The 14,264-nt window shown below is 42.9% G+C and carries 14 protein-coding genes; 2 read left to right on the plus strand and 12 right to left on the minus strand.

Annotated elements, in window-relative coordinates:
* Positions 1-27: 27 nt before the first annotated feature.
* Both QR42_RS15535 and QR42_RS15540 read right to left on the minus strand, forming a co-directional pair.
* Entirely contained in the window at positions 28-711 is a 684-nt protein-coding gene (locus tag QR42_RS15535; RefSeq protein ID WP_024423527.1) for a CpsD/CapB family tyrosine-protein kinase, read from the minus strand.
* Positions 701-1,432: a YveK family protein gene (locus tag QR42_RS15540; RefSeq protein WP_024423528.1), complete on the minus strand. Its 732-nt coding sequence runs from the start codon at positions 1,430-1,432 to the stop codon at positions 701-703. Before QR42_RS15540 ends, QR42_RS15535 begins: the two co-directional genes overlap by 11 nt.
* A gap of 257 nt (positions 1,433-1,689) precedes the next feature.
* On the opposite strand from QR42_RS15540, the gene slrR reads away from it, so the two are divergent.
* Positions 1,690-2,160, plus strand: coding sequence for an HTH-type transcriptional regulator SlrR (slrR, locus tag QR42_RS15545; RefSeq protein WP_039181579.1), 471 nt, complete (start codon positions 1,690-1,692; stop codon positions 2,158-2,160).
* An 86-nt stretch (positions 2,161-2,246) separates the two neighbouring features.
* Here the strand turns inward: slrR and QR42_RS15550 are convergent, their stop codons facing one another.
* The 4 genes from QR42_RS15550 to QR42_RS15565 form a co-directional block, all read right to left on the minus strand.
* Positions 2,247-2,471: a phage holin gene (locus QR42_RS15550; RefSeq protein ID WP_039181582.1), complete on the minus strand. Its 225-nt coding sequence runs from the start codon at positions 2,469-2,471 to the stop codon at positions 2,247-2,249.
* Positions 2,472-2,615: 144 nt separating this feature from the next.
* Positions 2,616-3,515: an iron-hydroxamate ABC transporter substrate-binding protein gene (locus QR42_RS15555; protein WP_039183325.1), complete on the minus strand. Its 900-nt coding sequence runs from the start codon at positions 3,513-3,515 to the stop codon at positions 2,616-2,618.
* A gap of 17 nt (positions 3,516-3,532) precedes the next feature.
* Positions 3,533-4,534, minus strand: a complete 1,002-nt coding sequence (locus QR42_RS15560; RefSeq protein ID WP_039181585.1) for a FecCD family ABC transporter permease — start codon at positions 4,532-4,534, stop codon at positions 3,533-3,535.
* Complete coding sequence (locus tag QR42_RS15565) at positions 4,531-5,559, minus strand: FecCD family ABC transporter permease (protein ID WP_200885520.1); 1,029 nt, start codon at positions 5,557-5,559, stop codon at positions 4,531-4,533. Before QR42_RS15565 ends, QR42_RS15560 begins: the two co-directional genes overlap by 4 nt.
* Positions 5,560-5,882: 323 nt before the next feature.
* Here QR42_RS15565 and QR42_RS15570 point away from each other — a divergent pair, with 323 nt between their 5' ends.
* Entirely contained in the window at positions 5,883-7,292 is a 1,410-nt protein-coding gene (locus QR42_RS15570) for a polysaccharide deacetylase family protein (RefSeq protein ID WP_039181592.1), read from the plus strand.
* Positions 7,293-7,307: 15 nt separating this feature from the next.
* Here the strand turns inward: QR42_RS15570 and abc-f are convergent, their stop codons facing one another.
* The 6 genes from abc-f to nikA form a co-directional block, all read right to left on the minus strand.
* A complete protein-coding gene (gene abc-f / locus QR42_RS15575) occupies positions 7,308-8,867 on the minus strand; it encodes a ribosomal protection-like ABC-F family protein (protein ID WP_200885532.1) in 1,560 nt (519 codons plus the stop codon).
* A 332-nt stretch (positions 8,868-9,199) separates the two neighbouring features.
* The gene (locus QR42_RS15580) at positions 9,200-9,970 is read right to left on the minus strand and encodes an ABC transporter ATP-binding protein (RefSeq protein ID WP_039181599.1); all 771 of its coding nucleotides are present in this window, start codon (positions 9,968-9,970) and stop codon (positions 9,200-9,202) included.
* Positions 9,964-10,782, minus strand: coding sequence for an ABC transporter ATP-binding protein (locus QR42_RS15585; RefSeq protein ID WP_039181602.1), 819 nt, complete (start codon positions 10,780-10,782; stop codon positions 9,964-9,966). Before QR42_RS15585 ends, QR42_RS15580 begins: the two co-directional genes overlap by 7 nt.
* Entirely contained in the window at positions 10,745-11,632 is an 888-nt protein-coding gene (gene opp1C / locus QR42_RS15590; RefSeq protein WP_039181605.1) for a nickel/cobalt ABC transporter permease, read from the minus strand. Before opp1C ends, QR42_RS15585 begins: the two co-directional genes overlap by 38 nt.
* A 5-nt stretch (positions 11,633-11,637) precedes the next feature.
* Complete coding sequence (gene opp1B / locus QR42_RS15595) at positions 11,638-12,567, minus strand: nickel/cobalt ABC transporter permease (protein ID WP_039181606.1); 930 nt, start codon at positions 12,565-12,567, stop codon at positions 11,638-11,640.
* A gap of 15 nt (positions 12,568-12,582) precedes the next feature.
* Complete coding sequence (gene nikA, locus QR42_RS15600; protein WP_039181609.1) at positions 12,583-14,226, minus strand: nickel ABC transporter substrate-binding protein; 1,644 nt, start codon at positions 14,224-14,226, stop codon at positions 12,583-12,585.
* Between the last annotated feature and the right edge of the window lie 38 nt (positions 14,227-14,264).

Genomic DNA, 14,264 nt, shown 5'->3' on the forward strand with positions numbered 1-14,264 from the left:
ATTAGGAGACATCACCTATCAATCTTTTTAATACATGTACAGTCTGCCCTTTTTCTCTTTCTTGCCATTTAGCATAGCTCCAAGCAGTTTACTTGTTGTTCCCTCTAATACTTCTTTTGATTTCTTCACAGCAGCAATCTTTGTTTTGCCGCTTAAGACAACGAGAATGCTCCCATCCGTCCGGTTCGCCAAGATCTTTGCATCTGCAACTGGCAGAAGCGGCGTGGAATCAACAATCACCATGTCATATTGCTGTTCAATCTCATAAAATAGCTGCTTCATCACAGAAGAGGAGAGCAGCTCTGCTGGATTCGGCGGAATGGTTCCGCTCGGAAGCAGCTCTAAATGCTCAATCGGTGTAGGTAAAATAGCTTCTTCCAAGCTGCAATTATTTAATAGCACATTTGTCAAACCGGTGTGATGACTCAGGTCAAAATATTCATGAACGGCCGGCTTTCGCAAATCAGCGTCCATGAGCAGCACCCGCTTGTTCTGCTGTGCAAAAACAGCTGCTAAGTTTGCAGCCGTAAATGATTTCCCTTCCTTCGGCAAGGAGGAGGTCACTAATATCGATTTCAGCCTTGTTTGGATCGATGTGAATTCGATGTTTGTTCGGATCGTACGGAATTGTTCCGCAATGACAGAGTGAGGATTTAATACAGAAATACAGGATAAATCTCTCTTTTCTCTCTTCTTCCTCTTAAAGATCAATGTTCTGTCCTCCCGTTATGACGGACTGCTTGTCTTTTTTGGCCCTCCTGTCTGCCTGCATCTGATAGACACTGCCAAGGGACGGCAATCCGATCTCTTCTCTTATTTGATGTGTTCGTTTTACAGTATCATCGAGTAAATTCATTAAGAAAATGAGTGTCATTCCCCCTAATAAAGAGGCGCCTAGTGCCAGAACGATATGAACGAATTTTCTCGAATTCATCAGAATCGTGTTGGACAGCTTGGCTTCAGACAAAACATTAATGCGATCCATATTCATTGTTTTTTTGATTTCTTCTTGCAGCACCTCTGTTGCAGTATTCGCAATGGCGACTGCCTTCGCGCGATCCTCATCTTGTACAGAAATATTGATGACCTCAGACTCATTTTCTGTACTTGTGGCAATTTTGTGTTTTAGTCCTTCTGCTGATTCTGTGAGATGGAGTGTTTCTTTTACTTTTTCAATGACAATTGGGCTTTTTAATAAAACTTGAAAGGTACGTGTATATTGAAGGTTCATCTGAATATCGTTTAAATCTGCTTGTGCGTCATTGCTGCGTTTATGAACAAGAATTTGAGTGGTTGCCTGATATACAGGAGTCGAGACATAGAACTGATAATAGGCTGAAATGCCCGTTACGATCAGGACAATCAGGATCAGAAGGGCCATTTTCTCTTTAATGACAGAAAACAGCTGCTTAAAACCTATATTCTCATTCATAGATACCTCCCGATTTCATCATAAAAAGGTTATATATGGTTTCTTTTTGTTAATGATTGGATTATAAAAGATAATACCCGCAAAGAAAAATGTCATAATAGGTCTTATAGTTCTTTTTAAAGAACGAAATCGTTCGTTTTCTTTTGTTTACTTCCTGATTCTTACGTTTTTGAATTTTATAAAGAACAATTTATTTCTTATAATGAACGAAAAGGTCGCAGAACTATTCGCCGGGGAGAAGGGAGATCATTGATCGAATGATAGGCAAGGTGATACGCATTTACCGAAAGAGAAAAGGATACTCGATTCAGCAGCTGGCTGAGGATGCTCATGTCTCTAAGTCATATTTGAGCAAAATTGAGCGTGGTGTCCACAGGAATCCATCTGTCCAGTTCTTAAAAAAGGTATCCTCTTCATTAGAGATTGATTTACAAGAGCTGTTTGATGCAGAGACGATGATGTTTCATTACACTGAGGGTGATGAACACGAATGGCGGGAGCATATCGTCAATGCCGTCCAAGCCGGCATGCCTAAAGAAGAGCTCTATCAGCTGCTCCAAATGTACCGAAAGGAGCAGGAAGAAAAGTCGATACATGTCACCCATAGAAAGCTGACTGACTCAAATATCACAGAGTGGAAACGTCTAATGAGTGAAGCGAAGGCAATTGGCTTAAGCATTGAGGAAGTAAAAGCTTTCCTCAACAACATGGGAGAACGCCGGGCGTAAGCCTTTCAGGAAGAATGATTGCGGGGAGAGGCGTTTGACGCTTCGATGAAAAAGAGCCTTTGATTCATGAAAGGCTCTTTTTTCTCTTATTCTTCTTTTTTTGTTCGTGCTTTTTTCGTTATATCATTGTTTTTCCAATAGGCCCATAGTGATGTAATCCCAAGAAAGGCCAGCGTGATGAATTGCTGAACGCCTTCTTCATCAATAGGAATTGGGCTTTTTCCTGCAGCAGTTAACGCACTGTTAATAAGCGCCAGTAAAAGCAGCACAAGCCTTGCAATGGTACCTGCACTAATTTTTTGAACCTCCAACTGTAACCCCTCCCTTTCCTCTTCTTACGGGCGGTATTGCTCGTTCTCTCTCATATGTATGCAGCAGCCAAATGAATAGAAGAACGAATCAAAAAAAGAGACATCATTCCTATATGCGGAATGATGCCTGATTTCATTTGCTATTTATTTAGAAAACATCTCTTTTGCTTCATCCAATGCCATTTTATTGCCTAGAGCTGAGTAATCGAGCCAAGGCTGATCGGCAATCGGATAGACTTGGTTTTTCTTCACTGCTTTTAGACCCTTCCAAATCGGAGTCTTTTCTAATTGCTTGAATGCCTGCTGCGCTTTATCATCACGGTTGACGACAACAAAGATCGCATCAGCATCATAGTCAGGAAGAACCTCTTGAGAAATCACTTCAAATGGGCGCTTGCTGTCCAGCTTTTTCACACCATCGACAGGTGTCAGGCCTAAATCATCGTATAAAATAGGACCCATTGGGCGCTTCATGCTAAATACGCGAAGCTCCTTTGCTGTCACACGGATCGCCATGACTTTTCCGTTTCCAATCTTTTTCTTGATGAGCGATTTGACTTCTTTTGCTTCTTGATTGTAATTCTTTATATATTGGTCCGCTTCTTTTTCTTTATTGACGTGTTTGGCGATTTTTTTCAAATGATCCCGCCATGTGCCATCATTTAAATTAAACACTTCTGTTTTGGCGATCTTCTTATATTTCGATAAGTCTTGTCCGGCTAATTCTTCATCAACATAAATAACATCTGGTTGTAACGCAAGCAGTGATTCCATATCTGGATCAGCTGCAATGCCGAGCTTCTTCGTCTGACTCAGCTGCTTTTTCGCATGTGGAAGGAAATCTTTTAAGTCTCCTCCTACAACAGAGCCCGCTGGTTTGATACCGAGTGCTAACAAGTCATTCGTTAAATGAATGGACAAGGAAGCAATCTTTGGTGTTCCATTGGTCTTTTCATTTGTTGTATTCTTTGTTTCCTGTTGTCCGCAAGCGGCAAGCAGCAAGAAACAGAGCGTTAATCCAAACACTAGTAGTTTTTTCATGATGAGTTCCTCTTTCATGTTTATTTCGTTTTAGTTAATAAATAGAGAAAATACGGGGCACCGATAAAGGCCACGACCACACCCGCTGGTATGGCATTTGGAGCAAAGATAGATCGCCCGATTGTATCGGCACTGACCAAAATCAACAAGCCAAGCAGCGCACTAACTGGTAAAAAATACTGATGCAGTGACCCGACCAGCCGTCTAGCCAAATGCGGGGCCACGAGGCCTATAAAGCCAATACCGCCTGTCATCGAAACACTGGCACTCGCGAGGCCTACCGCTAAGGTCAAGAGGAGAAGACGTTTACGCTGAACACGAACACCTACACTTGAGGCGACAGCATCTCCTAATGTCAATGCATTGAGCGTGTTTGACTGCATCAGCGTGAGCGGCACAAGGCATACAATCCAAGGCAGAAGCGCCAGCACATGAATCCAGTCTCTCCCCCATACATTGCCCACAAGCCATCTTGAAGCAAACGTGTATGTATCTTCATCAAGCTTCAATGACAAATATAAGGTGAGTGCACTAAAACCCGCAGCAACCGCAATGCCAACTAAAATCAGACGGATAGGAACAAGCCCCTCATGCCGGTCATATGCAAGAAGCACAATAACCGCTGCCGCAAGCAGTCCGCCGCCAAACGTAAAGAGCGGAATAAGAAGAGACGGATTGCCTTCAAGTGCATGAAAATATGTCACAAACACAATTAAGCCAAATGCTGCCCCTGCATTCAGTCCAATGATTCCAGGATCGGCCAGCGGGTTACGGGATAAGCTTTGCAAAATGCCGCCAGCAATGCCAAGACCAATACCAGCTAACATCGTCACCACGATTCGAGGCAGACGATAGTCAAACAGCACCGTTTCACTTTGGAAATCTCCAAAGCCAAATAGTGTCTTGACGACCATGACAGGGCTTAGTTTCAGCGTACCGGTATTTAAACTATACAGCACAACAGCCGCACTCAGGCAAAGCAAAACGACTGTCACGGCAAGAGCACGCTGTTTCTCTCTCATGACAGGTTCCTCCCTTCTTTTCTGGCAATGTATAAGAAGAAAGGAACACCAACAAGTGCCACCATCACGCCAATGGCAAGCTCTCTTGGCGGATTGACTGTACGGCTGGCAAGGTCTGCAAAGACAAGCAGCACTGCGCCTAATATCGCTGACATCGGAATAACGAAACGATAGTCTACACCAACAAGCTTTCGTGCAATATGCGGGATGACAAGACCGACAAACCCAATCGACCCGACTGCTGATACAGAAACCCCTGCTAATAACACAGCAGCGGTCATGCCTAGTATTCGCACTTGCCGGGTTTTCACCCCTAAATTCGCCGCTGTATCTTCACCGAGCGATAGTAAGGAAAGTGACCGGCCTAATAGCATTGCCCATACGATCACAATCAGAATAACCGGGGCGAGAATCGTCAGCTGCGGCCATTTCACACCAGCTACCCCGCCTGCATACCAAAAAGCCAAATCCTGACTCAGGTCAAAATAAATCGCAATCCCAGAGCTGAGCGCATGAAGCAATGCGGCGACAACCGCTCCTGCTACAGTGAGACGCAGCGGTGTCAATACGCCGCCAGCCGCCCCAATCGCAAAGATCAGCAGCGTACTGAGCACAGCACCAATAAAGGAAAAAAACATCAGTGCCGAATAAGGCATTCCTGGGAAAAAAGCAAAACAGAGAGCGACCACAAACATCGCACCGCCATTAATACCTAAAATCCCCGCATCTGCCAGAGGATTTCTTGTGATGCCCTGCATAAGAGCACCCGCTACAGCAAACGCCGCTCCCACTAGAGCTGCCCCTAAAACACGAGGAAGTCTTAATTCATGGATGATCTGCTGCTCTGTGACATTTGACTGATAGTCAAATACAGCTGTCCAAACCGTTTGCAGAGACAATGTTTTTGCACCGTATGACACAGCAAAAAACATGGCAGCCGCTAAACCAATAACGGCGAGAAAAAATATTAAAAAGAACAGAATATGTGATGATCGCTTTTGTTGAGGTTTTCGCTTATCCTGCAAAATCGGTGTCATCCTTTTCTTCATTAAAAGTCAGTTTGAAAATGAGAATCATAATCAACAAAATTATAGCCGCCAGCCTCTAAAAAATCAATGTACACCCTATTTTTTAATTAATGAAGGTATGTGCGGAGCAGCGAGATGAGAGGTTCTATTTTTCGCTTGGAACAATCTATCATTTTTTCTTATATTTTAATAGGAAAATAGTTGACATTTCGCATGCACATCCTCTAAAATTACAAAAGTGAGTCAAATATTATAAAAATATTACAAACAGATGTCAAAATAATAAAGAATGACCCGTCATGAGAGGAGATTTGAAAGTTGTGTCAGTAAAGGGAAAATGGAGTATCGTCCTATTTGCGCTTGCAGTCGTCATTGGAGCAGTTGCTTTCTTTCAAAATCAACAAGCAAGCGGTACAGAAAAGAAAAATGTAAAGCAAGATACGAACTATAAAAACGTGGAAATTGTCACTCTCGTAAATGACGGGAAATTTATGAGATATGCAGTCAACTATCCTCTTTTTCATCAAAAAGAGCTAGATGACAAGATTCAAAGCTATGCCAATTCAGCATTAGAGCATTTCAAAAAAACATTCAGCGAAGCAAAGGATATCGATGAACATAAACGCTATGAACTGAATATTGATTATGAAATGGTGCATTATGCAAAGCAGTCTGCTGCCATTCGCTTTACGACCTATACGTATACTGGTCAGCAAAATGGAACCACCAATCATCTCACGATTAACTTTGATTTTCAGAAAAAAACCTTTCTTGACACAAAAGATCTATTTCTGCCTAAAACCAATTATTTAAAGAAATTATCCTATATTACATATACGGAGCTTCGAAAGGATAAAACCTTATTTAAGGATCAGCCTCTCCTTCAGAAAGGAACAGCCCCTGATGCTCAAAACTTCAGTCAGTTTGCCTTGAAAGACAAATATGTAGAATTTTATTTCCCTGCATCTCAAGTAGCCGCAGAGGATCTTGGTCCGCAAACACTCGCAATCAAAAAGACATTGCTGAAGGACATATTAAAGCCAGAATATATGGATAAAATCAAAAATAAAAATGAAATGAAAGAACCGAATCCAAAAAGAAAAGCCGTCAAGCTTCCGCAAAAATCAAAGCTTGATCCGAATAAAAAAGCCATCGCACTCACATTTGATGATGGACCGAATCCAGCGACAACCTCAAAAATTTTAGATGCGCTGAAGAAAAATAAAGGACATGCCACCTTTTTCGTCTTAGGCAGCAGGGTGCAATATTATCCTGGAATGCTTGCCGACATTCTAAAAGGCGGGAATGAGATCGGAAACCATTCCTACAATCACCCTTTATTAACAAGACTGCCTCTAGAAGAAGCCGTGAAACAAGTGAAGGACACCCAGCAGCTGATTGAGAAAGCAAGTGGATATACACCTACGCACTTTAGACCGCCATATGGCGGTACAAATCAAGACATCAATGAGGCGATTGGGATGAAGGTCACTTTGTGGGATGTTGATCCTGAGGATTGGAAAATCCGCAACAGCCAGCAGATCACAAACCGCGTTCTCTCACATGCAGCAGATGGCAGAACAGTGTTAATGCACGATATTTATGAAAGCTCAGCTCAAGCAGCAGTAAAGATCATCCGTGAACTCACCAAACAAGGCTACCAGCTCGTCACAGTGAGTGAACTTGAACAATTAAAAAAAGAACGACATGAACAAACCCCTGTAGAGTAAACAGGGGTTTTTGTTTTATAACTCCAAAGACTTTTTTTGCTTCAATAATGCTTGAAATCTCTCTTCAAGCTCTTGCGACGGCTCAATACTTAAACGGCTGAGCACTTCAGACAGCTCCATATCAATTAACAGAAGCTCCTCTTCTCTATTTGTCACAGCTGGTTTTTCTTCCTTTTGTTTATATGCTTCATATGTGCCGTCAAATCCTTCAATACGTTCCTCATGAATATGGAAAATACGAGTGGCAACCTCCTCAATCAGCCTGCGATCGTGGGAAACAAACACAACGGTACCTGGATAATCTTTCAAGAGACCTTCAAGTGCTTCAACTGCGGCCAGATCTAAAAAGTTCGTCGGTTCATCCAGCATGAGAACATTGGCATCACTGACAAGTAAGGACGCAAGCATCGTTTTCACCCGTTCTCCCCCGCTTAATACGCCAACAGGCTTATGCACATCATCCCCTCTAAATCCTAGTCTCGCCAAAACCGTTCGAACCACTGTCTCTTCTTGAACCGCCTCTTTCAGCGCATTTTGTAAAATCGATTCATCTACCTTCAATCCTGAAAGATCCTGACGGAAGTACGCTAGCTTGACAGCCTCTGAGCGAGTAACTCCGGGATGTCCATTCACTAACATACGGAGAAATGTCGTTTTGCCGCTCCCGTTGTTTCCGATAATGGCAACCTTGTCTCCGCCCCTCACTTCCACATTCGCCTGCTTCCAAAGCACTTTATCGCCCGCCTTGCCATCTACATTTTCCACTCGCAAAATGGTACGGCTAGCTACTTCCTTCATCGTATGCTGAGTCATTTGGATCGGCTGAATGTCCTTTACTTTCTCAACCTTTTCTAATTTCTCCATCCTGGTTTCAATGGATTTGGCTGTTTTTTGCAGCTTTTTTTGCTTATTTGCATAGTAGGGCTTTGCAATTTTAGGTCCTGAGGATTTCACCTTTTGGGATGGCTTTGTCGCTTTGTCCGCCTTTTTCTTTTTCTTTTCCAGTGCATGCTCTAATTGTTTTTTCTTTTGTGTATAAGCTTCGTACGCTTCCACCTGCTGACGATGTGCCAGCTCTTTTTGCTGTGCAAAATGTGTGTAGTTGCCTTTGTAATGATGAAGCTTCCCATGATCCAGCTCCCAAATCTCCGTACATATTGCATCTAAAAAAGCACGATCATGTGAAACAACAATGAGAGCTCCTTGATAATGACGCAGCTTATCTTCCAGCCACTCAATATGCTCTGTATCCAAATGAGTTGTCGGTTCATCTGCTAATAAAAGGGCTGACGGCCGGCTTAATGCTCTTTCAATATAAGTCTGGGTCATTTCACCGCCACTCTGTCTGCCATCTCCTTGTTTCAATTGTGGAAGCAGGGTACAAGTCGCAGTGGCGGCCACCGTGCCGCTGTCTGGTGTTTCCTGCCCCGCCAGCACATGTAATAAAGTCGTTTTGCCGCTGCCATTTGTCCCTACAAGACCAATGCGATCATCTTGATGGATGGCTAGTTCCTCAATATCAAATAACAAGCGATCTTTTCGAAATGCCTTTAACTGATTGGCTTTTAATAACATCCAATCCTCTCCTTTCGTATCAGGAGACATGAAAAAGCCTCCCATTCTCAGAATAGGAGGCAAAATGGTGTACAAAAATAAGCGGATTGATCCAGTATGGTGTGCCGTTCCAATTTGAACACACACATCCCACGTATCAATCACCTCATTCTTTGATTCCCAAGCTGTACCATCCTATTCCGAAGCTAAAAAATGAAAACGCAGCAAACATGGCAAACCGATCGTTTGCTCACTGCCTTCGTTCGTTCATTTTGCTTACAGGTCATAGGATTAGTACTTCATTGCATTGGGTCACCCTTCCGTCGTTTGTTACGTATACGATAAAAGATTGGTTATTTTTTGTCAAGCTGAAAAGGCATAAGTGAGTCGATTAACTGGAGTGTAAATGGATGGGACACTTCAAACAATTCGTCCTTTTTGCATTCCTCCACTAGGCTTCCTTCATGTAAAAATAGAAGACGGTCACATAGATACACCGCTGCTTCTACATCATGGGTAATGAGAAGGATCGTCATGTCTAGCTCTTGTTTTAATGTCTCAAGCAACTCCAATATTTGTACTTGAACAGAAACATCCAGTGAACTCAGGACTTCATCTAGTATGAGAATGGATGGGTGCGTTGATATAGCTCGTGCGATGCACACTCGCTGAAGCTGACCGCCGCTTAGCTGATGAGCATATTGATTCAGTACAGACGAGGGCAGCCTGACTTGCTGAAGTAATGACAAAACTTTCTGATCCAGATTCTGATTTTGCTTTAACAAACGCATCGGTTCTGCTACGATCTCTTTCACCGTAAAGGAGGGATGAACAGAAGATAGATAATCCTGAAAAACAACACTCATTTTCCCCCGATTCACTCTCCGCCACTTGTCAGCTGGCATGCCATCAATCTGTACCTCGCCTCCATCTATTTTTTCTAAACCGAGCAGGATACGTGCCAATGTACTTTTGCCACTGCCGCTCTCACCGACTAATCCGGCACATTGTCCTTTTTCAATTTGAAACGAAACGTTTGATATGCGGTCTTTTGGTTTCTTTTGATGTGAAAAAAGACCTTTCTTCTCACCGTGTTTGACTAGATTTATAGCTGTGATCAACATGGAAACGCCTCCGCTCTCTTCTGCTGCCGCAGTGCTTTAATAGGAGCAGATAATCGAAGCCTCGTCTCCAGTAAATGCTTTGTTTGGGGATGCTCGGGTGATGTGAACACTTCCTTGGCTGACCCATGCTCAAGCATCACTCCTTGGTGCATGACCATCAACTCATCGGCGATTGCCTGAACGACGCCTAAATCATGCGTTATGACGATCAAGGTAACACCGGTTTCTTCCTTTAGCCTGTGTAATTGTCTGATGACTTCACGCCGATTAAAGGCATCAAGCGATGCAGTTGGCTCATCTGCAATGATCACGTTAGGAGAAATCATCATCGTGATGCCGATCATCACACGCTGAAGCATTCCTCCAGACAGTTCATACGGATATTTTTTCATCAAATCATATGGATTTTTTAAATGGACACGTGCAAGCCCAGCCATAGCATGTGCTTTTGCTTCTTTCCCGCGTAAGCCCAAATGCTGCTGAAATGTTTCCATTATTTGATGACCAATCGTTTCGATGGGATTGAATGCATTCATAGCATCTTGTGAGATGAAACCTATTTGTTTCCCCCGCCATTGATGCGCTTCTTGATTTGTCAATGTTTTGCCGTCAAAAATGATCGTTCCTTCCACTTCTAGCGAAGGGGCGACAAGGTCAATTAACGCTTTTGCGAGAGTTGATTTTCCACTGCCACTTTCTCCAATGACGGCTAAACAGCGTTGTTGGTGTAAAGAAAATGTGATATTCGTCACTATATTCCTTTGCTGCTGTGGATCATGTACGGACAGATTTTTTACGTCGATTAAAGGCAAATGGCCTCACCCCTTTCTTTCTTGTATGATGCATGGCAGGATTCGCGGCATGCTGAAGGCTGTCTCCTAAAAAGTTCAACGCCATGACCACAAACAAGATGGCAAGTCCAGGCGCAAGCATATGGGCAGGATGTGTCACCATAACATTCTTCGCCTCGTTGAGCATCATACCCCACTCTGGTGTAGGTGCACTCACACCTAACCCAAGAAAAGACAGTGCTGATATATTTAAGATTACCCAGCCCGCATCAAGTGTCGCAAAAACAGCAATTTCTCCTGAGATACGAGGAATTAGATGTCTCCTCAATATGTAAAAGGGTGTGCCGCCAGACACCTTCGCAAACTGAACAGAAGGTTCATTCGCATATTGAAGGACAGATGAACGAATCATTCTTGTATACCAGGCCCATTTCGCTAGGACATTCGCCAAAATAATATTGAATAGTCCAGGTCCGAGGATTCCCACAACCGCAAGGATCATCACCTCTGCTGGAAAGGAAAGCATGACATCACACAGCCTCATCAAAACCCCATCCACCTTTCCTCGAAAGAATCCTGCCATGAGTCCAAGTACACTGCCAATGAGCATCGTGATACACATCGTCAGCATGGCCGCAAGCATTGTTGTCCGAATGCCATATAAAAGCCGAGACAATACACATCTCCCTAGATGATCCGTTCCTAATGGATAAGTAAGACTGATACCGGCATATTTTTGAAGAATGTTCGTATTTGTTGGGTCATGTGGTGCTAACACTGGTGCAAACAGTCCAGCTAATGCGACAAGTGCTAACAGCCAGATTGAAAGAATCGCCATACGGTCTTTTCTTAATTGATGCCACCCTATCATCGTTGTCAGACCTCCTTTCGCAACTGCGGATTCATGGTCATTTGGATCACATCAGCGATGAGATTGCACATAACAAACAGGAACCCCATCACAAACAAATAGGCTTGAATAATAGGGAAATCAGCATGGAAAATAGCTGTTACACACAACCGGCCAACCCCTGGCCAAGCAAAAAGGTTCTCAATAATAACAGTTCCCGCAATGAGCTTTGGAATAGACATGCCAAGTGCTGTCACCGCTAATTGCAAGGCATGCCTCATGACTTTCAGTTGAACGGTTCGTTCCTTTAAACCACGTGCTCTTGCGTAAAAAACAAAGGGCTCGTGCTGAAATTTTAGAATTTGATTACGTATTAGTCTCACATAGGTCGATAAGTAGCCTAATGATAATGTGACAGCTGGAAGAAGAATCGATTTGAACCCTTCCATTCCACTCGTATTAACCCAATTGAATTTGACAGAAAAAAGCCAAATCAACAAAATCCCCAGCCAAAAACTAGGCATTGAAGCGGCGATAAACACAAAGGCTCTCAATATCCGGTCCACCCAGGAATGAGCAGCATATGCACAAATCACCCCGAACAACAAACTGAGCAATATGATCAAAAAGAGCGCTGCTCCTGCAAGCTGCAATGTAGCAGGCAGCGCCTCCATGATAAGATTAAAAACCGGCTCCTGTGTAACATAGCTCTTGCCAAAATCACCTGTTAATCCATCTTTAAGCCATGTGGCATAGCGGATGAAAAACGGCTGGTCTAAGCCTAACTCCTGACGCATCGATTCAATCATTTCTTCTGTTGGAGTGACTTGATTCACCCGCAAAGCGACCTCTGCTGGATCACTTGCCCGCATCGTCAGCAGGACAAAAGCAAAGAAGGTGATGAAGATCATAAGCGGAAAAAGCATCAGTATTCGTTTTAAGAGATAGCGAGTCATGTCTCTACCTCCGTTTTATGACGCAAAATACATACGGTCAAATGGGATTTCATATTGAGACACATGAAAACCTACGCCTTTCAGGCGCTTATTATAAACGGCCTTTGTCACAGAATAAGAGATTGGGATGTAGACATTTTCATCATGGATATACGTCAATATTTCTTGATACATTTGTTTCCGCTTTTGCTCATCTGGTTCTACTAATACTTCCGTAATCGTCTCGTCCAGCCACTTTTTCTTTTTCAGTCCTAATTGGGCTTGATAATCAGCATGGGATGCTACACGGAATGAAGAGACATAAGTTTGTGGATCATATGGGAGTCCCCAAGACAGCGAGTACATCAGATCGAACTTTCCTGTTTTTTGGCGATCTAAAAATGCTTGTTTTTCTTCACCTCTAATATCCAGCTTGATCCCCACCTGCTTGAAATCTTGTTGAATTGATTCGCTGATCGTTCTTTCACCCGCATTATCGGAATTATAATAAATAGCCACACTCAGCAGTTTGCCATTTTGATAGCGATAGCCATCTTCTTTCATCTTCCAGCCTGCCTCATCCAATATTGCCTCTGCTTTCTTCTTTTGATAAGTTTTCTTTTTCAATGGAATATTTGCGTAAGGGACAGAAGGAGCAAGCAATGTGTGTGCCACCTTTTCCGTTCCATTTAAAATGCCTTCTGTGATCATGTCCTTTTGAATGGCGTATTGAAACGCTTCTCTTACTTTCGGATCTTTTGTGATTGGCTGGTTTGAATTAATGACTATCGATCTTGAACCAACAGGAGGACTCACGGTTACACCATATTGACCTGCTTCTTTTAAAGCCTGGAATGAGTCTCCATCGATCATGTCACCATCTGCTCCAAATAAAAGATCTATCTCTCCTTTTTGGAGCGCAAGTAAGATGGTCTGGTGGTCCGGCATGACTTTCCATTTCACGGTTGAAATTTTCGGCTTTTTCCCCCAATAGTGGTCATTCATTTCAAAAACGGCATATTGATTTTTCTTATGTTCCTTTAGAACATAAGGACCTGTACCTGCATAGCTTTTGACTCCTTTTGCAGTCGTTCCATCAATGAAGCTTTTTGGAGAAATAAAACGGAAGGGGCGTGTTAAGCCCAGCTCTTCTAACGTAGGATAATAAGGCTCTTTCAACGTGAGAACAAATGTATCGTCATCTAACGCCTTTGTGGATTTGATTTCGGATACGAGATTAAGCCAAGCGTTCTTTTCAATATTTTTGACGACAGCATCAATGTTCCATTTCACTGCCTTTGCATTAAAAGGCTCACCATCTGAAAAAGTCACACCTTTTCGAAGATGAAAGGTGTAGGTTTTTCCATCTTTTGAAATGTCCCAGCTTTTCGCTAAGGCAGGCTGAACGCCCTTCTCTGTATTGACGACAAGCGATTCAAACACCATATTTTGAGCAGCCATCTCTCCGCCGTATAGATGGGGATTGATGTCCCTGATATCTTTTGTACTTGCATACACGAGCTCGTCTTCTTTTCTATCATTCATGCTGGAAGATGCTTTGTTTCCAGAGCATGAGGCCAATAAAAAACAAGCCATCACTGAAAACAGCATAAAGGTGTATATCACATAGGGATGCTTTTTCTCATATTTCTTCTTTATGTAAACAGGTTGATCACTCATATGTACTTCCTCCAATTCAACATTATCGTAATCATTAC

The sequence above is a fragment of the Bacillus sp. WP8 genome, assembly GCF_000800825.1.
In the GTDB taxonomy this organism is placed as follows: Bacteria; Bacillota; Bacilli; order Bacillales; family Bacillaceae; genus Bacillus; species Bacillus safensis.